Below are 20,169 nucleotides of genomic sequence, written 5' to 3' on the forward strand. Positions count from 1 at the left end.
ATGACACGCGGGGCGAGCACCCGAAACCAGACGCCCTCACACCCCTACCTGCGAGATCGGGTCTGATGCCGCCCAGCATCCTCGCGTCACTGTAAGAACTCACCCTCCCTCGGCGCACCAACTCGTCAAGCAGCTCGGTCGTACCCGGCCTGTCCTTCACTCGAGGGCGGTGACGTCCTGTCCGCGTGAGGGGCTCGTACTCGTCGCCGAGGGCCCGAAGTATGTCGTCGACCGTTCCCGTGTCGACATCTGGAAGATGGGGTTCAAGCAGCCCGAGGACATGCTCGGCGGGCGCGCCAGCACGGCTGAGAACGAGGAGCAGGTCCGTTGACAGTTCGTTGCCCTTGGTCGCCCATTCGCACATCGCGATAACGCTCCGGGGTGATAGGCGGCCGGCCACGAACTGGACGTCATCTGCAACGGCACGCTTGACGGCCGGCGGCACGCGGCGACTCTTCATTACCTGCGCGAGGTCGTCGGCAGACAGCGGCAGCTTGGTTACGTACGACGCGAGTTGCTCCGATGAGGCGAAGTAGTCCTCGCGGAACGAGTACGGCCGATCGGCGATGTATATGTAGGTGTCCTCGTCGTCTGCGACTTCGCGTGCGGCGAGTAGAGCGGGAATCAGCGAGCGTCCGTCGGCGCTGAGGTCCGAGGGGTCCAAGTGGTCCGGCAGGTCCAGATGGCCGACCAGCCGCACGCGTTCAGCGGCATCGAGGTTTGAGGTCTCGATGATGGCGTAGGCGAGAGCGACCCTTTCCTCCGCGTCGACCTCCTCCGCATCGAGGAGGCCGTGAGCCTTGAGACTGGTGGCCAGCTCTGGCGTGACACCGTGTTCCTGGACGAAGCGGCTCACGTTCGACACCGAGGTCCGGAGCCTGCCTGCCGAAACGATTGCATTCCATCCCGCCTGCTCGAGCGCGCTCAGGTCGGTCACGACGCATGGCTCTGACGCATGCTGGGCGACAGCACGCACCAACTCCTCCGGCGCGCTGACAAGGTCGTCGAGGACGTCGAGGAACTGGCTCGGGTCTTCGACCGTCGTCTCGCCGTCGTCGAGGGCGTCAAGGTATGCGTCGAGGTTCTGGATGAGGTGATCGTAGACATCGCTGTCGGACGCCTTGACCAAGTCGAGTGCCAAAGCTGTTGGCTCGCCGAGGGCGGCAACAAGGTTCGCCCTGGTGATGACGTAGCGATGGTTCGCGACTACAGCCGCCTTCTGAGCCTGGCCGAGGTCCTGCAGGACGGGGATCTGCACGTCGAGGCGCCCGAGCAGCTCTACGAGAGCGTCCGCTTCCGATTGCCCGGTGTCGTCCGTGAACGTAGGCATCTGCGCATAGTGAGTCGCAATGAAGTTGGAGACGCTGGTCGACGTGGCGTAGTCGGTCTCTGGCGTGGCGCCTCTGATCGCCGAGTCGACAAGCGCGATGGTCAGGTCGTTCGAGAAGCCGTCACAGAGGTGGATGAAGAGCCCGCTCCAGCGGGACGCGAGTTCATGTACGAGGCGGTCCGTGGTGTGGACCGTGTCGTCCTCCAGGAAGAGATCCACGAACTTTGTGTCGCCGGCCGCGGATTTGCTGGCCAGGCGCTCGAGCGCGTGCTCCAGGCGCCGGGGGTCCTTCGTTAGGTAGTGGTCGAATACGGCGACGTTGAACACGCTCTCCCCGTTGAGAAAGCGATCGCCTACTTCTTGCTCGACCGAGTCGATCGATGAGGGGTCGTCGAACCGGAAGAGCGGGTCGGCTCGATCAGCCTGCACGCAGTGCAGGATGAAGTTCATTGCGCTCACGCTGATCGCCACGCCGTGGTAGTCCGAGCAGTACAGGGTGAAGTTCTCGTCGATGAATCCGCGGGCGAGCAGGTCTCGTGCGAGCGGGGACACGATGGCCGACACGATCTCGTCCAAGTTACGCTCTTCGCCGTCTGCGTCGGGCATCGTCACGTCGGGCCGGGCCATGAGGTCGGCGAGGGTGGCCTTGGCGACGAATTCCTTGGTTTCCAGCGCAACGCGGGAGCGTCGTTGAAGCGCTGCGACGTCGGTCTCGACAGCCTTCTCCATTTCCGCGCCTGCGTCACCGGCGAGGGTGAGCAGCTCATCGAACGACAGAGTGACGGTGTAGTAGTTGGGTTGGCCCACCTGCACGGCATTGCGAGTTTCGTGCAGCCTCTTCCACAGTTCACCGGAGGTCAGGTCGCTCATCGCGTAGTTGCCCGATGAATGGATGAGGTGGGGCTGCCCGCCGCCGCCGCGCGGGTTTGCCTTGTGAACGATCGGGAGCACCTGTTGGAGTCTCTCTCCGACAGTCTTTGCGCGTGCGTCCCACGTGGCCACGCCCCGCGCGCGAGCCAGCGCCGACCTGCTTCTCGCGGTCTGATGGCGCACTTGGTGCTCCACCATGTCGCGGAAGGCATGGTGGGCAGCGTCGATCCTGCTCGTGCCCAAGCGGATAGCTTCGAAGTCTTCCAGGTGCGTGTTCTTGTAGACCATCATCGCGAACAGGCGGTTCGGGGTGAGCCCCTGGAGCCCGGAGTCGCTCAAGACCGCGGCTCGGTAGATCTCGAACTCATTGCGGATATTGCGAATCAGTCGCATGTCAGTAAGCGCCCGGTGGCCGCCGACAAGATTGATCAACTCGGCTGATGGCTTGTGGGGCGAGCCTTCGAACTCGGCAGCCAGCAGGTCTCGAGCGGAACGGTGCGTGATGAACGGGACCATCGGCACGACTAGGTCAAAGAACTTGGTTCGATTGGATGAGGGTGCGGATTCGTGGGCCGATGCGCGTTGCGCGGACGAACCTCCCGCGGCGTTGGCGTCAGGGTCCGCCGAGTCCGCATCGACCTCGAGTTGCTCGAAGATGCTGTCTCGCACCGCGTAGACGAACCTGATCGGCCGTGCCTTCACCTGCTCGGAGTTGTTGAGGACAGTGTTCAGTTCACGCAGCGTCTCGAAGATGTGCGGATCCTTGAATCGGTCCAGGTCTTCGAAGATCGCGACCTTGGTTCTGGTTCGTTGGAAGAAGTAGACGATCTCGTCCAAGTATTCGTCGAAGTACGAATTTTCCTTGGCGCTCAGTGAGACGGCGGCTCCGCCAGCGGACACGCTGTCGACTCGAACGGGGTTCTGAAGCCCGCGAAGGGCGAGGAAGCAGACGGTGCCGAGGAACACGCCAAGCAGGCCGACCATCAGCCACGGTGCCCATGCCCGGCCGTCCACGAGACTTGCTGGCGCCACCTTCTCAGCGCGATCAACCAGGCCCAGCAGCACCGCGGTCGCGAAGAAGCCGATCGCCGTGACGGCTGCCCACTGCAGAGCACGGCTTGTTCGGAAGGAGTCGATGCGGAAGTACCGAGAACCGGGCATGTCCGCCGGAGCCTTCCGGTACAGCAGCTGCTTGACGATCTCCTTTTGGATCAAGTTCGTGAGAGGAGGGAGGGTTCCGTCCGGCTGGACGCGCGCACGGGCGGTGTTGTCGATGCCGAGGCTCGACAAGGAGAGGTTGACCCACTCGATGTTCCGCTGGGTCAGGCCGTCTTGGACTCCGAGGATGACGCTGCTCTTCCCGCTGCCGTAGTGCCCCGCCAACGCGATGTTCCTCGCGGCGCCGCTCGACTGGTTGGACAGAACCTCGAGAAGCATCTTCGCGTGACGGCCGTGTTGGTTCTCGTCGTACTGAGGCCCGAGGCCTCGCAGGACCGGCACATCCTCGGGCGACGCCGGGGCCGAGTTTGGAGACGGGGGCGACATGTCGAGGACTCTAGGGACTACCTCCGACGCTAAGGAGGCGAACCGTCGAAGCCAGTCGTCGTTGGCGGCTGCGGAAGGGGGCGCGTCAGCCCCGTGAAGCCGTCGCGGCCCTTAGGTACGGAGCGCTGCAGAGGCTTCTACGAGTCCGTCGCGTTCGAGCATCCCGAGGACCTCGAGAACCGCGGCAGGAGGGTTCGCCATGGAGTCGGCGATCCGTTGGACGGCGCCGTAGACCGTTTCGCGGCTGAGGTCGATCTGGTCGAGGATGAAGTCGTCGGGCGACTTGACCTCCATGTCCCACGGCGCGAGCGCGGCCGCTGGGAAGTCCTTGAGGTTGCTGGTGACGATCACCTGGGCGCGGGCCTTGATCGCGGCGGCGAGCACGTGCCGGTCGTCGGGGTCCGGCAGGGCGAGCGCGTCGATGAGTGGCTCGTAGCCGGTGACCAGGCAGTCGCGAACGGCCTTGTTCATCAACTCCCGGGTGCGGGCCAGCCTCTGCGGGTCGAGATCGGGCCGGTTCGCGGCGAGGTTGCCGAAGACCTCGTCGAGGATCTGGTCGGTCCACTTCGCCTGGACGAGGCCGGCTTGGGCGATGCGGATCAGCAGGTCTCTGAGCGTGCTCGGGTAGAGCACGTTGGCGTCGTACAGGACGACGAAGGCCACCTCAGAGCAGGCCCATCTCTTGGTTGAGCCGGGTGAGCTCGTCGGCGGCCTCGCGGCGCTCCTGGTCGTCGCGGGCCATGTAGGCCATCAGGGACTGGGCCTTGATCCGGCGGTGCTTGCCGACCTTGCGGTACTCGATCTCGCCGGCGTCGAGCAGCCCGATCAGGAAGGGCCGGCTGACGTTGAGGAGCTCTGCCGCCTGCTGGGTGGTGAGCTCGGCATGGGCGGGCACGACCGAGACCCCTTGACCGGCGGCCATGTGGGCGAGCACCCGGGCGAGAAGCTCCACGGCACCGCGCGGGACGATGAGGGTCTCCTCGGGGTCGTCGGCGACGACGAGCCGGATGACGCTGTCGTTGTGGGTGGCGAGGTAGTCCTTGACGTGCGGCAGCGCCTCGACGGCAGCACTGATGTCGGACTCGTCGGGCTGGACGGGGGCGAGTGCCAACGCAGTCATGGTGTCTCCTCTCTCAGGACATCCATTATTCGCAATATTCGAAGCAAACGCAACAGTTGGAACGACTATCGGTGGTCAGATGTTCCCGAGGTCGAGGCGCAGCGCTTCGGCGGCGGCGCGGTCGGCGGCGGTGGCGCGGGTGTAGCGCACCAGCATGTCGGTGCGGGACCAGCCGGCCATGGCCATCAGCCCGGACTCGGAGCCACCGGCGGCGAGCCAGCGGTGGGCCGCGGTGTGTCGGAGCCGGTGCAGGTGGAAGCCGTCGATGCCGGCGTGCTGGGCGCGGCGGCGCAGGGCCTGGTTGAGGCCGTCGTACCCGAAGGTGGAGCCGCGCTCCCCCAGCCACAGCCGCGGGCCGTCGGCGGCGGGGTGCTGGGCGCGTTCGGGGAGGTAGCCGCGGATCGCGGTGATCGTGCTAGTCCCGACGGGGATGGTGCGCAGGTGCCCGCCCTTGCCGCGGCGGACGGTGATCCGGTGGATGTCGAGGTCGAGGTCGGCGAGGAGGAGGGCGACGACCTCGCCGGCGCGGATGCCGGTCTCGAGCATGAGCCGGATCAGGGCCTCGTCGCGGCGGTGGTGCAGCTTCTCGTCGGGCCGGTGGACCGGGTGGGTGCAGGTGGCGATGAGGGCGCGCAGCTCGTCGTCGGAGAGCGGGAGCACGATGTAGCGCCGCTGGGCGGGTCCCTTGACGCCGAGGAAGGGGTGGCCGGGCACCTGACCGGTGGCGAGCAGCCAGTCAGCGAAGCGCTTGACCGACTGCTTGCGGGCGAGCACGGTGCCGGGCGCGCTGCCGGTCTCGAGGAGGTGGGCCATCCAGGTCTGCAGGGAGGTCCGGAGCATCGGGGCCGCGTCGGCTGCGGTGCACCAGTCGAAGTAGCGGCGCGTGCCGCCGAGGTACGCCTCGATGGTGCCGGGCGTCCTGTCCTCGGCTCGGAGCGCGAGCTCCCACTCGGGCAGCAGGTCCAGCAGGACGGCGGGGGTCGGGTCGATGGGTTGCATACCCGACGGAACCAGACGACGACGCCAGCGACGGCCCCGCGACCGCCGCGGTTGGGCCGGCATCGGGCTGGGTCCAGATTTCGCGACAGTAAGTGGTACCTGGATCAAATCTCTAAATGCTTTCAGGCTCGGAATCCGTAGATTCCGAGCCTGAAACTTTGTAGCGGGGGCAGGATTTGAACCTGCGACCTCTGGGTTATGAGTGCCGTACCAGACTCACACAATGCCTCACATCGGCCTCGACTCCCCCTAGTTGTGAGCGTAAAGTCGCAGGTCAGAATCACATTGAGTTTCCGTCGGCTTTCGCCAAGTTCCGCCGAGCGTCGGGGCAACGTTTGCGGACACTGCGCGGACACCGACTCTTCGAGGCCCCGGGAGGACCGATGGCGTGGATCAAGACCCGGACCACCGACGACGGCGACAAACGGTTCGTCGCCTGCTACCGCGATCCCGAAGGACGGCAGCGCTCCGCCGGCACCTACTCCAGTCGTCGAGCTGCCGAACGCGCCGCGAACCGGGAGGAGGCCAAGGTCCGCGACGGCGCCTGGCACGACCACTCCCGTGGCCAGGTCACCTTCGCCGAGTACGTCGAGACGGTCTGGCTGCCCTCCAAGCACGTCGAGACATCCACGCTCGCCGCCTACCGCTCCTATCTCGACAAGCACTTCATCCCCACTTTCGGGAGACGGCCGATGGGCAAGGTCCTGCCCTCGGAGATCCAACGCTGGGTCACCACCGCCACGGGGAACGGCCTCTCTGCCGCCAGCGTCCGGAAGTACCACACCATGCTGCACTCGATCTTCGAACGCGCCCAGCGCGACCGGGTCATCACCTTCAACCCCTGCGCCCACACCGAGCTCCCCAAGGTGATCAAGAAGAAGGCCCGCACCCTCACGCCTGAGGAGTACGTCGCCATCCTGACCGCCCTCCCCGAACAGCATCGGTTGATGGTCGAGACCGCGATCAACACCGGACTGCGCTGGGGCGAGCTGATCGCCCTCAAGCCTCGTCACCTCGACTTCATCAAGCGCACGCTGAGCGTCGAGGAGACAGTCGTGGAGGTCTCGATCAAGAACTCCCCCACCGGGCACCGGATGCTGACCAAGGCCTACCCCAAGGACAACGAGGCTCGCTCCCTTGGCCTCCCCGGCGACCTGATCGGCCAGCTCGCCGCTTGGATCGACTCCCGGCGTCTGGGTGCCGATGACCTGCTGTTCGCCACCCGCGAGGGCACCCCGATCTCGCGGAACACTTTCCGCACGCGGGTTTGGCTACCGGCCGTGAAAGCCTCTGGGGTCGGTTTCGACGTCCGCGTCCACGACCTACGCCACGCCCACGCCTCCTGGCTCCTCGCCGGTGGCTCCGACCTCAAGTCCGTCATGGACCGGATGGGACACGCCCAAATCACCACCACCCAGAAATACCTTCACGCACTCCCCGACGCCGACGCCAAGAACCTCGATGCCCTCACCCGCATCCGCGGAAGAAGGGCCGCGCACCCCAACGGCGGGACATCGAGTGAGGACGATCAAACGAACCGATAGGCGACGCTGCAGCCGCACCAGCTCCGGGTCAGGGGTGGTCCTAGCCCGTGGCCTCCGGTGGGGTTTCCGAGGTCACGCCACGGTCCGTCCCGTGCTCGGCGAGAACGAGGTCCGCCGCAGCCGCGTTGGACTCGACCTGCTCCACGAACTTGCAGGTCGGGATGACCGAGGTGACCGCGGGTCACGCAGCACCCAGGCGAGCGCCGACGCGGCTATGTCGGCGCCGATCTCCGTCGCGCGCGCTCAGTCTGCCGAGACGACTGCTTGTCGCCCGGCGAGACGCCAAGGAAGCGGACCTTGCCGGCCTGGCGCTCCGCCGCCAGCGCCTCCCACAGTTCGTTGTTCTCGAAGACCATGTCGCTGCCGGAGTGGAACTGGTAGACGTCGACGTGGTCGGTGCCCAACGTCCGAAGCGACCGCTTGAGCTGGGCCACCACCTCGGGTTCGACCACGGCCACCAGATCACTGAGTTGCTTCGTTCTGTCTCATGGCGCGGTGCGCCCGATCCCGTGGCGGAGGTTGAGTGCGCTGATCAGCATGCCGGCCGCCAAGGCGGCGCCTACGCCTTCACCGGCTCGCAGCCGCAGGTCGAGCAATGGTTCGAGGCCGAGGTGGTCCAGCACTAGGTCGTGCCCGCGTTCCCGGCTGCGCTGACCGGCGATCAGATAGGCCGATACGCCTGGCTCGAGACGCACCGCGACCAGCGCGGCAACGGTGGTGGCCAGGCCGTCGAGGACGGTGACGCCGCCGACCGAGGCCGCTCCGAGCACGGCACCGGCCAGGACGCAGAACTCGGGACCGCCGACGGCCGCAAGCGCGTCCTCCGGTGAGACGGGCTCTGCGCCGCGGGTCCGCCGGACCCGTGCCAGGGCCGCCTCCACGACGTCGGTCTTGCGTCGCAGCATGGCGGTGTCTGCTCCCGCGCCGAGGCCGACCACCTCGGCGGGAGCGACGTTGAGCAGGACAGCTGCCAGCGCAGCGGCGACCGTCGTGTTGCCGATGCCCACCTCGCCCAGGACGAGGAGACCGTGCTCGCGGCCCGCCGACTCGCCCAGGGCACGACCCTGCGCCAGCAGGTCCCCGACCTGCGCGGCCGGCATCGCGTCGGTGCGGACCAGGTCGCCCGCCGCGGTTCCGGCATCGATCGCGCGGAAGCTCAGGCCCGCCGCGCGGGCCGCGGCCGCGCCGGCCGACTCCCCGACCGCGCTCGCGGCCAGGACGTCGTCGGTGACCGAGGGCGAGAAGGCCGACACCCCGTGGGCGACCACGCCGTGCCGACCGGCCACCAGCAGCAGCTCTCCGGTCGGGACGGCGCCGGCCTCCCCGTATCCGGCGGCCGCGACGCGGTCGACGTACCGGTCCAGGAGTCCGAGCGAGCCGAGCGGGGTGAGCAGACGGTCGGCTTCGTCTCGCACGCCGACCACCGCGCTGTTGTCCGGTGCCCGAAGGTGCGAGACCGGAGCCTCGGCGGACTCGTCCCACCGCTCGGCCATCACCACCTCGGCGACCGGCTGGCGGCGTGACCAGCCGGCCCGCTCCAGGCCCGGCGCGGGCGGCCGCTCGTCGGGCCAGCCCAGGCACAGCCAGCCGAGGGTGACCACGCCGTCGGGCACTCCGACGAGGTTCGCGAGCTCCTGCTGGTCGAACAGGGTGACCCAGCCGACCCCGAGGCCCTCGACCCGAGCTGCGAGCCACAGGTTCTCGATGGCGCATGCGCACGACCACAGGTCGGTGTCCGGGAAGGTCGCGCGACCGAGGACACCCCCGGCCGGGGCACGCCGGTCGCAGGCCACGACGAGGCCCAACGGTGCCTCACGGATGCCTTCGAGCTGGAGGTCCAGGAGCCGCCGGGCGGCATCGGGTTCCATCTGCCGCGCCTGGCGGAGCCGCTGCTCGTCGGCCATCCGCGCGGCTCGATCCCGGGTCGCGGGCTCGGCGACCACGATGAACCGCCAGGGCTGGCTGTGTCCGACCGACGGCGCCATGTGGGCCGCGGCCAGCACCCGGTCGAGGATCTCGGGATCCACCGGGTCCGGCCGGTACCTGCGGATGTCCCGGCGGGCGCCGACGACGTCGTAGAAGCGCTCCCGCACGTGGTCGGGGAACGCCCAGGCACCGACCTCGGCGGCACGCTCGGCCGCCGAGGTCTGGTCGCCGATGAGCGGTACCGGTCGTCGCCAGGTCACGGTGTCGCAGTGTAGGCATCATCCTCGACGTAGACCGATGCGCCCAGCTCCACGAACTGTGTCGACTTCTCGGCCATGCCGGCCGCGACGTAGTCGCGGACGTCCTGGCTGATCCGCATCGAGCAGAACTTCGGGCCGCACATCGAGCAGAAGTGCGCGGTCTTGCTGGCTTCGGCCGGGAGCGTCTCGTCGTGGAAGGACTCCGCGGTGTGCGGGTCCAGGGAGAGCGCGAACTGGTCGTGCCAGCGGAACTCGAAGCGGGCGCGGGACAGTGTGTCGTCCCAGTCGCGGGCGCCGGGGTGTCCCTTGGCGACGTCGGCGGCGTGGGCGGACAGCTTGTAGGTGATGACGCCGGTCTTCACGTCGTCGCGGTTGGGCAGCCCGAGGTGCTCCTTGGGAGTGACGTAGCAGAGCATCGCGGTGCCGTGCATGGCGATCGCCGCCGCGCCGATCGCGGAGGTGATGTGGTCGTAGCCGGGCGCGATGTCGGTGGCCAGCGGACCGAGGGTGTAGAACGGCGCGCCGTGGCACCAGTCCTGCTGCAGCACGACGTTCTCCTCGACGAGGTTGAGCGGCACGTGGCCGGGCCCCTCGACCATCACCTGGACGTCGTGCTCCCAGGCCCGCTGCGTCAGCTCGGCGAGGGTGCGCAGCTCGGAGAGCTGCGCCTCGTCGTTGGCGTCAGCCGTGCAGCCGGGGCGCAGGCCGTCGCCGAGGGAGAACGAGACGTCGTACCGGGCGAAGATCTCGCACAGCTCCTCGAAGTGGGTGTAGAGGAAGTTCTCCTCGTGGTGGGCCAGGCACCAGCCGGCCATGATCGACCCGCCCCGGGAGACGATCCCGGTGATGCGCTGCGCGGTGAGCGGCACGTAGCGCAGCAGCACGCCGGCGTGGATGGTCATGTAGTCCACACCCTGCTCGCACTGCTCGATGACGGTGTCGCGGAAGACCTCCCAGGTGAGCTTGCTCGCGTCGCCGTCGACCTTCTCCAGCGCCTGGTAGATCGGCACGGTGCCGATCGGGACCGGCGAGTTGCGGATGATCCACTCGCGGGTGGTGTGGATGTCGTCGCCGGTGGACAGGTCCATCACCGTGTCGGCGCCCCAGGTCACCGCCCAGGTGAGCTTGTCCACCTCCTCGGCGATGGAGCTGGTGACCGCGGAGTTGCCGATGTTGGCGTTCACCTTGACGAGGAACCGGCGCCCGATGATCATCGGCTCGACCTCGGGGTGGTTGAGGTTGGCGGGGATGATCGCGCGCCCGGCCGCGACCTCCGAGCGGACCAGCTCGACGTCGCAGTTCTCGCGGATCGCGACGTACTCCATCTCCGGCGTCACGACGCCCTGCCGGGCGTAGTGCATCTGGGTGACCGTGCCGGTGCCGCGGCGCGGCCGGGGCCGCGTGCCGCGCCACTGGTCGCGCGCCTCGCCCCGCCGGAGCGCGCCCTTCCCGTTGTCGAGCAGCTGGGTCTCCCGACCGGCGTACTCCTCGGTGTCGCCGCGCTCGACGATCCAGTCGGCGCGCAGGGGCGGCAGGCCGACCTCGGGGTCGCTGCCGGGTCCCGCGGTGGCGTACCGGTCGAACGTCTCGCCGTTCGTGAGCGCGACCCGGGTGAAGGGCACGCGGACGTCGGCGCGCGATCCGGTGCGGTGGACGGTGCTGTGGCTGGGGTGGATGTGCATCAGGCCTCCTGGGTGGGTGGGACGGACGTGTGGGCGACGGGGCCGCGACCGCGACCCAGCCGCCAGCCCGCGCTGCGGCGCAGCGCGGCCGCGACGAAGGCTTGGGCTGCCCGCGTCGCGGTAGGGAGCGGCTCTCCCCGGGCGAGGTGCACGGCGAGGGCGGCCGAGAACGTGCAACCGGTGCCGTGGTCGTTGGTGGTCGGTACGCCGGCGTGCTCGAGCACGTGCGCGCGGCCCCGGTCGTCGACCACGAGGTCGCGGCACCGGTCGGCGTCCGGGTCGCCGCCGGTGAGCACGACCGCGGGGCCGAGCGCGTGGAGGGCCCGCGCCACGTCCTCGGGCGGCTCCTCCGGGTCGGCGCCGGCGAGCCGGCGTGCCTCGGCGAGGTTGGGAGTGACGACCGTGCAGCGCGGGAGGACGCGGTCGCGGTAGGCGGCGACGAGGGCCTCGTCGGCCAGCACCGCGCCGCTCGTGGTGCGCAGGACGGGGTCGACGACCAGCGGCAGGCCCGACGGCAGGTCGGCGACCACCGCGGCGACCTCGGCGGAGCCGAGCATGCCGGTCTTGGCGACCGCGACCGGCAGGTCGTCGAGCACGGCGTCGATCTGGGCCCGCACGTGGTCGGCGGCGAGGTGGGCCACGGCACGCACGCCGGCGGTGTCCTGCGCGGTGACGGCGGTGACGGCGCACGTCCCGTGCGCGCCGAGCGCCGCGAACGTCGCCAGGTCGGCGGCCACGCCCGCAGCGCCGCCGGAGTCGGTGCCCGCCACGGTGAGGGCGACCAGGGGGGTCATCGGACCTCCTCCAGGACGCGAGCCACGACGCCGGTCGGGTCCGGGGCGCGCATGACGGCCCCCATGACCGCGACGCCGTGAGCGCCGGCAGCGCGCATCGCGGCGGCGTTCTCCACCTCGACCCCGCCGAGGGCGAAGACCGGCACGTCGCCGGCCAGCGCGACGGCGCGTCGTACGCCGCCCTCCCCGACGGCGGGGCCGTAGCCCGGCTTCGACGCGGAGGCGGCGACCGGCGAGATGGTCAGGTACGACGCGCCGCCGGCGACCGCGCGGCGTACCTCCTCGTCGTCGTGGCACGACCGGCCGTGGAAGGGCGCGGCGTCGGCGTCGTGCCGGCTCTGGGCGGCGGCGAGGTGCACCGCCGCCGCGCCCGGCAGCCAGGTGCGGGCGAGGATCACCGTGACGCCGGCGGAGCCGAGCGCGCGGGCGATCTCCTGCCGCTGCTGCTCGGGCAGGTCGAGCTCGCGGAGCACGACCGCCTCCAGCCCGGCGGAGGCGCAGTCGGCGACGGTGCCGACCAGGTCGCGCCCGGGAGGGACCTGGTGGCGGTCGGTGAGGAGCAGCAGCCGCGGCAGGTCGACCCCCGTCACGTCCCCACCCGTCCGGCCATCGGGCTCGAGGCGCGGGCGGTGGTCAGGCGCGGGACGCGGCCCGCGCCGCGGGCCAGCTCGCCGGCCTCGACCGCCGCGCGGAGGGCGGCCGCCATCTGCACCGGACGGTCCGCGCGGGTGATCGCGGTCGCCGCCAGCACCGCGTCGCAGCCCAGCTCCATCGCCAGCGCGGCGTCGCTCGCGGTGCCGATGCCGGCGTCGAGCACGACCGGGAGCGCGACCGCGGCGCGCACGGCCTCGATCGCCCGCGGGTCGTCGATGCCGCGACCCGAGCCGATCGGCGAGCCCAGGGGCATGACCGCCACGCAGCCAGCGTCGGCCAGGCGCCGCGCGACGACGGGGTCGGCGGTGGTGTAGGGCAGCACCCGGAAGCCCTGCCCGACCAGCGTCTCGGCCGCGTCGAGCAGCTCGACCACGTCGGGCAGCAGGCTGGTGTCGTCGCCGATCACCTCGAGCTTGACCCAGTCGGTCTCGAGGGCCTCGCGCGCGAGCTGGGCGGTGAGGACGGCCTCGCGAGCGCTGTGGCACCCGGCGGTGTTGGGCAGGATGCGCACGCCCTTCGCCCGGAGTGTGTCGAGCAGTCCGCCGCTGCCGGTGTCGGAGGTGCGACGGATCGACACCGTGACCAGGCCCGGAGCGGCGGCGTCCACGACGTCGGACACCACGCCGATGTTCGTCAGCCCGCCGGTGCCGATCCACAACCGGCTGGGGAGGTCGACTCCCGCGATCTGCATGCGGCTCACCCGCCCTGGTGCGCGGTCACGAGCTCGACCGCGTCGTCCTCGGACAGCGACGTGGTCGCCCACGATCCCGACGGCACGACGGCGCCGTTGAGCGCGACCGCGAGGCCGCGGACGGGCGGTGCCAGGTCGAGCAGGGTGGCGCCGTCTGCCACGATGCGCTGCTGGCCGTTGACGAGGATCCTCATAGCAGAAGGGCCTTCCTGACGTCGGTGGGTGCGTCGGTCGGGTCCGCGGCGAACCGGCCGGGTGTGAACGGTCGTGCCAGGGAGGGGATCTCGCCGCCCTCCACGTGGGCCCGGACCACGCGGGCCGTCAGCGGCGCGAGCAGGACGCCCCCGCGGTAGTGGCCGACGGCCAGCACCACGCGGAGCGGCCCGGGAGCCTCGGCGGGGCCGAGCAACGGCCCGTTGTCCGGCGTCCCGGGTCGGTTCCGGGCGGTGATCTCGAGGACGTCTGCGGTCTCGAGGCCGGGGACGAGGGTGCGGGCGGCGTGCAGCAGGCGCACGACGGTCCCGAGGCTGGCGTGCGGCTCGGTGTCGTGCTCCTCCTCGCTCGCGCCGACGACGACCTCGCCGTCGGCACGGGGCACCGCGTAGACGGCTTCCCCGTTCACCCGCGCCCGGAGCACCCGCGTCGGCGGGTCGGCGGCCCGCAGCCGGATCGTCTCCCCCTTCACGGGACGGACCGCGCGGACCAGCCCGCGCGCCTCGGCACCCGTGGCCACCACCGCCGCGTCGCAGGGATGGCTCCGGCCGTCGGCCGTGATCACGCCCGTCGGCGTCACCGTCGCCCGGGCCCGGACCAGCTGCTCGGACACGAGGCGCAGCAGGGCGGCCGCGACCCGGCGCGGGTTGACGTGGTGGTCCTCGGGCAGGAGTGCGGCGCCGGCGACCCGGGACAGCGTGGGCTCCTCGGCGCGGGCCTCGCGTCGGTCCAGCTCGCGGTAGGCGAGGCCCTCGGCCTCGAGCACCTCCAGGGTGCGGTGGACGTGCTGCAGGTCGTCGTGGTCCTGGCCCACCAGCAGCGTGCCGGCGGTGCGCAGGTCGACGTCGAGGCCGGACGCGGCGTGCAGGCGCGCGGCGTACTGCGGCCAGAGGCGCGCGGAGGCGACGCCGAGCCGCAGCAGGTTGGTCTCCCCGTGCCAGGCCTCACCGGCGGGGGCGAGCATGCCGGCCGCCGCCCGGGTCGCGCCGGCGCCCGGGTCGGGGTCGAACAGCCGTACGTCGTGCCCGGCGCGGACCAGCTCCTCCGCGCACGCCAGGCCGACGATGCCGGCGCCGATCACCGCCACCCTCATGCGAGCGCGACGGCGTCGACGAGTCCTCTCGCGGCGGCAGCGGGTCGGGGTGATCGACAGATGGCCGACGCCACCGCGATCCCGTAGGCCCCGGCCGACATCACCTCGGGTGCGCGCTCGGCGTTGATGCCAGAGATCGCGATCGCCGGCAGGACCTGGGCGACCTCACGCAGCGTGTCCAGTCCGATCGGGTCGGGCAGACCGCTCTTCGTGGTCGTGGGGTAGACGGGCCCGACCCCGACGTAGTCGGCGCCCTCGGCCTTCGCGGCGCGGGCGTGCTCGGCGTTGCGGCAGGTGCCGCCGACGAGGAAGCCCGGCGGCGCCAGGCGCCGGGCATCGACGATGGCGAGGTCGTCCCGCCCGAGGTGGACGCCGTGGGCTTCCGCGGCGAGCGCGATGTCGACACGGTCGTTCACGATCACCGCCGCCGGCGTCCCGGCAAGGCGGTCCACGAGGGCGCGGGTGAACGCCACCACCTCGCGGTCGGACACCGATTTCGCACGCACCTGGACGGCGTGGACGCCCTCGCGGACGACGGCCTCCAGCAGGGTGATCGTCCCGTCGTCGTACGACGGGAAGTCGGTGATGCAGTGAATGCGGGGCAGCACGTCGCTCCTCACTTCCTTCGCCGGCATTACCCGGATCAGGTTCGACGGTCGGAGCGGCTCCAGCCCCATCTCAGCCCGATGCCTCGGGCTCCCGTGTGGAATGCGACGACCGTAGCAGCCGTGCACGTCTTCTCGGAAGGAGGTCAGCCGGACGGGCACAGCCGTCCCGCCTGTTGCGTGACAACCACGCCGACGCGCGGTGAGGCCATCCCGTGAGCTGATCAGGTCAGAGCCCGGCGACGTCGCCGATGACGATGATTGCCGGCGGGCGTACCTTTTCGGTCTCGGTCGCCTTTTCGAGCTGACCCAAGCTCGTGTGGATGACGCGTTCGCTCGCCAGGGATCCGTCCGTGACGATTGCCGCGGGCTGGCCGGCGTCGCGTCCGCCATCGATGAGGGCCTGGGCTATGGCACCGGCGTTTTGGACGGCCATCATCAAGACGATCGTGCCTCGTGATGCGGCCAGGGCGCCCCAATTGACGAGGCTGTCAGGGTGGCGCGGCGGTAGGTGACCTGAGACGACGGTGAAGTCGTGGACGACCCCTCGGTGCGTGACGGGGATCCCCGCCAGCGCTGGTACCGAGAGGGATGAGGAGAGGCCGGGGATGACACGGACCGGGACTCCCGCTTGGTGCAGGTCAAGCACCTCCTCGAACCCTCGACCGAAGACGTAGCTGTCACCTCCCTTGAGGCGGACGACCCTCTTTCCGGCTCGTGCCCGGTCGAGCAGGACGGCGTTGATGTCTTCCTGGGCGGTGAACCTGCTGCGCGGGAACTTGGCGACGTCGATGAGCTCCACATCGGGAGCGAGCCCCGCAAGCAACTCATGAGGCACCAGCCGATCGGTCACGACGACATCCGCGCCGAGCAGTGCCTTGAGGCCAGCGATCGTGATGAGGTCCGGGTCGCCTGGACCGGCGCCGACGAGGGTGACTCCGGCGAACGGGGCTGGGTCCAGGCAAAGGGCGCGGTCAGGCATGAGCGTCATTGTCCAAGCCACGTGAGGCCATCGTCGATGCGGGCCACGGCCCCGTTGGGGACGTCGACCCACGCTGCCTCGTGTGGCTTCATGCCTTGGAGATACGCGACGGCTGACCGGATCGCGTCCCCGTGCGACACCAGGACGGATACGCAGCCGCGGTCGAGGTCGCCGAGCACAGCACCCATGCGGTCGTACACGTCCATGAGCGACTCGCCACCCGCGAGCGGCTGCGTCGGGTCCGACCAGTCGAAGGTCTCCGCTGCGGCCCAGGTCTCCTCGTACGTTCGGCCCTCGAGGTCACCCAGATGTTGCTCGCGCAGGCGGAGGTCCGACTCCGGAGTCAGCTGCAGCCGGCGGCCGATGACCGCAGCGGTCTCGGCCGCGCGGGTCAGGTCGCTGCAGATGAGCCGAGCCGCGACCAGCCCCAGGCCAGCCAGGTCACTCGCGATCAACTCCGCCGCCGCCGCCGACTGGGTGCGCCCGAGGTCGGTCAGCGGCGGATGAGCGGTCTGCCCCTGCGTCAGGCGGCGTACGTTCCACTCCGACTGGCCGTGACGGACGAGGTAGACCGGGTGCGGCATGGGGGCGATTCTCCCGTAGGCTGCGAGACGCTCGTGGCGCAGGAACCCGGTGAGAGTCCGGGGCGGTTCCGCCACTGTGACGTCCGAAGGGACGCAGCCAGACACTGGCCGCGGGCTGATCCCACCGATCGACGGGGCGAGAACCCCGGAGGAGGAGCCCCGGCCCATGGCTGCGCGTACCCGCATCGCCCTGCTGTCGACGTCCGACACCGACCTGCTCTCGGCGCGCGCGAGCCGCGTCGACTACGCGTGGGCGAACCCGACCCGCAGCTCCGACGTCGAGCTCGCCGCTCTCGCCGGATCCGCCGACCTGGTCGTGGTCCGCCTGCTCGGTTCCCCGCACGACCTGTGGCCCGGGCTGTCCGCCGTGCGCGAGGACGGCACGCCGCTCGTGATCCTCGGGGGGGAGCAGGAGCCGAACGCCGAGCTCATGGAGCTGTCGACCGTCCCGGTGGGGACGGCCGCCGAGGCGCATCGCTACCTCGCCGAGGGCGGTCCGGCCAACCTGGCCCAGCTGCACGCCTTCCTCTCCGACACGGTGCTGCTGACCGGCGAGGGCTTCGAGCCACCGGCGACGGTGCCCGCGTGGGGGTACGCCGACCGGCCGTTCGCGCACGGCAGCGGGCTGCCACGCGTCGGGGTGCTCTACTACCGCGCCCACGAGGCCAGCGGCAACAACGCCTTCGCCCACGCCCTCGCCGACGCGGTCGACGCGACCGGCCGGGCCGTCGGGGTGCCGATCTTCGCCGGCTCGCTCCGCTCCGCGCCCGATGAGCTGTACGCCGCGCTCGGGACGCTCGACGCACTCGTCGTGACGGTCCTGGCGGCCGGCGGCAGCACCCCGGCGACGGCGAGCGCCGGCGGCGACGACGAGGCGTGGGACGTCGAGCGGATGGCCGCGCTCGACATCCCCGTGCTGCAGGGGCTGTGTCTCACCAACAGCCGCGCCGAGTGGGAGGCCTCCGACGACGGCATCAGCCCGCTCGACTACGCGAGCCAGATCGCGATCCCGGAATTCGACGGCCGGATCACCACGGCTCCGTTCTCGTTCAAGGAGATCGACGCCGACGGGCTGCCGTCGTACGTCGCCGACGCCGAGCGCTGCGCCCGCGTCGCCGGCATCGCGGTCAACCACGCCGTCCTGCGCCGGGTGCCCCCCGACGAGAAGCGGGTCGCGCTGATGCTGAGCGCCTACCCCACCAAGCATGCGCGGGTGGGGAACGCCGTCGGCCTGGACACCCCGGTCTCCGCGATCCGGCTGCTGCGCCGCCTGCGCGAGGAGGGGTACGACCTCGGGGCCGACAACCCCGTCCTGCCCCTCCTCGACCTCGCCGACGAGACCGAGGCCGGCGACGCGCTGATCCACGCGCTGATCGCCGCCGGCGGACAGGACGAGGAGTGGCTGACCAGCGCCCAGCTCACCGACGCACACGTGCGCATCGGCAAGGCGGCGTACGACGCCTGGACGGCCGACCTCCCGGCGCCGCTGCGCGATGCCATGGTCGAGGCGTGGGGCGAACCACCGGGCAACCTCTTCGTGAACGACGAGGGCGAGATCGTGCTCGCCACGCTGCAGGCCGGCAACGTGGTGATCCTGATCCAGCCCCCGCGCGGCTTCGGCGAGAACCCTGTCGCGATCTACCACGATCCGGACCTGGCACCGAGCCACCACTACCTCGCGGCCTACCGCTGGCTCGGCGCGGACGTCGACGCCGGTGGGTTCGGGGCGCACGCGGTGGTGCACCTGGGCAAGCACGGCTCGATGGAGTGGCTGCCGGGCAAGAACGCCGCCCTGTCCGCGGCGTGCGGGCCCGACGCCGCGATCGCGGACCTGCCGCTGATCTACCCGTTCCTGGTCAACGACCCGGGCGAGGGCGCGCAGGCCAAGCGCCGCGCGCACGCGACGATCGTGGACCACCTGGTGCCGCCGATGGCGCGTGCGGAGTCCTACGGCGACATCGCGCGGCTGGAGGGTCTGCTCGAGGAGTACGACAAGATCTCCGCGATGGATCCCGCCAAGCTGGCGGCCATCCGGGGTGAGATCTGGCAGCTCATGCACGCCGCCCAGTTGCACCGTGATCTCGGCCTGGAGGAGCGTCCGGACGACGAGGAGTTCGACGACTTCCTGCTCCACGTCGACGGCTGGCTGTGTGAGATCAAGGACGCGCAGATCCGCGACGGTCTCCACGTCCTGGGTGCGGCGCCGACGGGCGAGGCCCGGGTGAATCTGGTGCTGTCGATCTTGCGCGCCGCGCAGGTGTGGGGCGGGGTCGGCAACGCGGTCCCCGGCCTGCGCGCTGCGCTCGGTCTCAAGGATGGCGCCGATCTCCAGGCGGTCGACGAGACGGAGGCGCGGGCTCGGGCGCTGGTCGAGGCAATGGAGGGAGCCGGCTGGGACCCGACGGTCGCCGCAACGCTGCATGACTCGCCGGAGGTCCAGCAGGTGCTGAGGTTCGCGGCCGATCAGGTCGTCCCCCGTCTGGCCGGGACGACCGGCGAGCTTGACGCGGTCCTGCATGCCCTCGCCGGCGGGTTCGTGCCGGCCGGGCCCTCCGGCTCTCCCCTACGGGGTCTGGTCAATGTGCTGCCGACGGGCCGCAACTTCTACACCGTCGACCCTCGGGCCGTCCCGAGCAGGCTGGCCTGGCAGACCGGCCAGGCGATGGCGGACTCGCTGGTGCAGAAGTACCTCGACGAGACCGGCACCTACCCCACGTCGGTCGGGCTGTCGGTGTGGGGCACCAGCGCGATGCGGACCTCCGGGGACGACGTCGCCGAGGTCCTGGCCCTGCTCGGTGTGCGTCCTGAGTGGGACGCCGAGTCGCGCCGGGTCCGTGAACTGGTCGTCGTCCCGCTGGAGGAGCTCGGCCGACCGCGCATCGATGTCACCGTCCGGATCTCGGGTTTCTTCCGCGACGCGTTCCCCCACGTCGTGGCGATGCTCGACGACGCGGTGCGGATGGTGGCCGACCTCGACGAGCCGGCCGAGGCGAACTACGTGCGCGCCAACTATGCCGCCGACCTGGCCGAGCATGGCGACGCCCGGCGCGCCCGGACCCGGATCTTCGGGTCCAAGCCCGGGTCGTACGGCGCCGGCATCCTGCAGGTCATCGAGTCCGGCACATGGCGCGATGACAATGACCTCGCCGAGGTCTACACCGCCTGGGGCGGCTTCGCCTACGGCCGCGACCTCGACGGCGCACCGGCCGCTGACGACATGCGCGCCAACTACCGCCGCATCAAGGTCGCCGCCAAGAACGTCGACTCCGCCGAGCAC

General features: G+C 70.4%; 17 protein-coding genes and 2 riboswitches. Of the genes, 2 read left to right on the forward strand and 15 right to left on the reverse strand.

The features are described from left to right. The 4 genes from ACYVIH_RS17370 to ACYVIH_RS17385 form a co-directional block, all read right to left on the reverse strand. Positions 1–3,745: YobI family P-loop NTPase (locus tag ACYVIH_RS17370; RefSeq protein ID WP_460870760.1), on the reverse strand; the 3,745-nt coding region annotated here is incomplete at its 3' end. Positions 3,746–3,856: 111 nt separating this feature from the next. Beyond that, on the reverse strand, positions 3,857–4,408 hold the full coding sequence (locus ACYVIH_RS17375; RefSeq protein WP_460870762.1) for a PIN domain-containing protein: 552 nt from the start codon (positions 4,406–4,408) through the stop codon (positions 3,857–3,859). Between the two features lies 1 nt (position 4,409). Next, positions 4,410–4,865 carry a helix-turn-helix domain-containing protein gene (locus ACYVIH_RS17380; protein ID WP_460870765.1) on the reverse strand — a complete coding sequence of 152 codons (456 nt, stop codon included), beginning with the start codon at positions 4,863–4,865 and terminating at the stop codon, positions 4,410–4,412. Between the two features lie 75 nt (positions 4,866–4,940). Then, the gene (locus ACYVIH_RS17385) at positions 4,941–5,864 is read right to left on the reverse strand and encodes a tyrosine-type recombinase/integrase (RefSeq protein WP_460870766.1); all 924 of its coding nucleotides are present in this window, start codon (positions 5,862–5,864) and stop codon (positions 4,941–4,943) included. Between the two features lie 383 nt (positions 5,865–6,247). Here ACYVIH_RS17385 and ACYVIH_RS17390 point away from each other — a divergent pair, with 383 nt between their 5' ends. After that, a complete protein-coding gene (locus tag ACYVIH_RS17390) occupies positions 6,248–7,408 on the forward strand; it encodes a tyrosine-type recombinase/integrase (protein ID WP_460870767.1) in 1,161 nt (386 codons plus the stop codon). A 212-nt stretch (positions 7,409–7,620) separates the two neighbouring features. Here ACYVIH_RS17390 and ACYVIH_RS17395 read toward each other — a convergent pair whose 3' ends face one another. The 11 genes from ACYVIH_RS17395 to ACYVIH_RS17445 form a co-directional block, all read right to left on the reverse strand. Then, entirely contained in the window at positions 7,621–7,866 is a 246-nt protein-coding gene (locus ACYVIH_RS17395; protein WP_460870768.1) for an aldo/keto reductase, read from the reverse strand. 27 nt (positions 7,867–7,893) lie between these two features. Then, the gene (gene bluB, locus ACYVIH_RS17400) at positions 7,894–9,594 is read right to left on the reverse strand and encodes a 5,6-dimethylbenzimidazole synthase (RefSeq protein ID WP_460870769.1); all 1,701 of its coding nucleotides are present in this window, start codon (positions 9,592–9,594) and stop codon (positions 7,894–7,896) included. After that, positions 9,591–11,276: a phosphomethylpyrimidine synthase ThiC gene (thiC, locus tag ACYVIH_RS17405; protein WP_460870770.1), complete on the reverse strand. Its 1,686-nt coding sequence runs from the start codon at positions 11,274–11,276 to the stop codon at positions 9,591–9,593. The genes bluB and thiC overlap by 4 nt, the downstream gene beginning before the upstream one ends. Further along, entirely contained in the window at positions 11,276–12,070 is a 795-nt protein-coding gene (gene thiD, locus ACYVIH_RS17410) for a bifunctional hydroxymethylpyrimidine kinase/phosphomethylpyrimidine kinase (RefSeq protein WP_460870771.1), read from the reverse strand. Before thiD ends, thiC begins: the two co-directional genes overlap by 1 nt. Beyond that, positions 12,067–12,660 (reverse strand): thiamine phosphate synthase, encoded by a 594-nt coding sequence (locus ACYVIH_RS17415; protein ID WP_460870772.1) that lies wholly within the window; start codon positions 12,658–12,660, stop codon positions 12,067–12,069. Before ACYVIH_RS17415 ends, thiD begins: the two co-directional genes overlap by 4 nt. Beyond that, entirely contained in the window at positions 12,657–13,415 is a 759-nt protein-coding gene (locus ACYVIH_RS17420; protein ID WP_460870773.1) for a thiazole synthase, read from the reverse strand. The genes ACYVIH_RS17415 and ACYVIH_RS17420 overlap by 4 nt, the downstream gene beginning before the upstream one ends. A 5-nt stretch (positions 13,416–13,420) precedes the next feature. After that, positions 13,421–13,609, reverse strand: a complete 189-nt coding sequence (thiS, locus tag ACYVIH_RS17425; RefSeq protein WP_460870774.1) for a sulfur carrier protein ThiS — start codon at positions 13,607–13,609, stop codon at positions 13,421–13,423. After that, the gene (gene thiO / locus ACYVIH_RS17430) at positions 13,606–14,721 is read right to left on the reverse strand and encodes a glycine oxidase ThiO (protein WP_460870775.1); all 1,116 of its coding nucleotides are present in this window, start codon (positions 14,719–14,721) and stop codon (positions 13,606–13,608) included. The genes thiS and thiO overlap by 4 nt, the downstream gene beginning before the upstream one ends. Beyond that, positions 14,718–15,329: a thiamine phosphate synthase gene (thiE, locus tag ACYVIH_RS17435; protein ID WP_460870776.1), complete on the reverse strand. Its 612-nt coding sequence runs from the start codon at positions 15,327–15,329 to the stop codon at positions 14,718–14,720. The genes thiO and thiE overlap by 4 nt, the downstream gene beginning before the upstream one ends. Continuing rightward, a riboswitch (TPP riboswitch) is annotated at positions 15,325–15,434 on the reverse strand. (Overlaps the previous gene by 5 nt.) A 121-nt stretch (positions 15,435–15,555) precedes the next feature. Continuing rightward, a complete protein-coding gene (cobA, locus tag ACYVIH_RS17440) occupies positions 15,556–16,308 on the reverse strand; it encodes a uroporphyrinogen-III C-methyltransferase (protein ID WP_460870777.1) in 753 nt (250 codons plus the stop codon). Between the two features lie 5 nt (positions 16,309–16,313). Beyond that, positions 16,314–16,892, reverse strand: coding sequence for a histidine phosphatase family protein (locus ACYVIH_RS17445; protein WP_460870778.1), 579 nt, complete (start codon positions 16,890–16,892; stop codon positions 16,314–16,316). Then, positions 16,892–17,019, forward strand: a riboswitch (cobalamin riboswitch). Its footprint overlaps the gene before it by 1 nt. Positions 17,020–17,058: 39 nt before the next feature. On the opposite strand from ACYVIH_RS17445, the gene cobN reads away from it, so the two are divergent. After that, a partial coding sequence (cobN, locus tag ACYVIH_RS17450) for a cobaltochelatase subunit CobN (RefSeq protein ID WP_460870780.1) occupies positions 17,059–20,169 on the forward strand: 3,111 nt, incomplete at its 3' end.

It is taken from the genome of Nocardioides pakistanensis (assembly GCF_054781215.1).

What these genes read in the sequence shown, in the direction of transcription:
- ACYVIH_RS17380 (WP_460870765.1), bottom strand. Translation starts at nt 4,865, where the DNA reads ATGACTGCGTTGGCACTCGCCCCCGTCCAGCCCGACGAGTCCGACATC.
- ACYVIH_RS17385 (WP_460870766.1), bottom strand. Translation starts at nt 5,864, where the DNA reads ATGCAACCCATCGACCCGACCCCCGCCGTCCTGCTGGACCTGCTGCCC.
- ACYVIH_RS17390 (WP_460870767.1), top strand. Translation starts at nt 6,248, where the DNA reads ATGGCGTGGATCAAGACCCGGACCACCGACGACGGCGACAAACGGTTC.
- thiC (WP_460870770.1), bottom strand. Translation starts at nt 11,276, where the DNA reads ATGCACATCCACCCCAGCCACAGCACCGTCCACCGCACCGGATCGCGC.
- thiD (WP_460870771.1), bottom strand. Translation starts at nt 12,070, where the DNA reads ATGACCCCCCTGGTCGCCCTCACCGTGGCGGGCACCGACTCCGGCGGC.
- ACYVIH_RS17420 (WP_460870773.1), bottom strand. Translation starts at nt 13,415, where the DNA reads ATGCAGATCGCGGGAGTCGACCTCCCCAGCCGGTTGTGGATCGGCACC.
- thiS (WP_460870774.1), bottom strand. Translation starts at nt 13,609, where the DNA reads ATGAGGATCCTCGTCAACGGCCAGCAGCGCATCGTGGCAGACGGCGCC.
- thiO (WP_460870775.1), bottom strand. Translation starts at nt 14,721, where the DNA reads ATGAGGGTGGCGGTGATCGGCGCCGGCATCGTCGGCCTGGCGTGCGCG.
- cobA (WP_460870777.1), bottom strand. Translation starts at nt 16,308, where the DNA reads ATGCCTGACCGCGCCCTTTGCCTGGACCCAGCCCCGTTCGCCGGAGTC.
- ACYVIH_RS17445 (WP_460870778.1), bottom strand. Translation starts at nt 16,892, where the DNA reads ATGCCGCACCCGGTCTACCTCGTCCGTCACGGCCAGTCGGAGTGGAAC.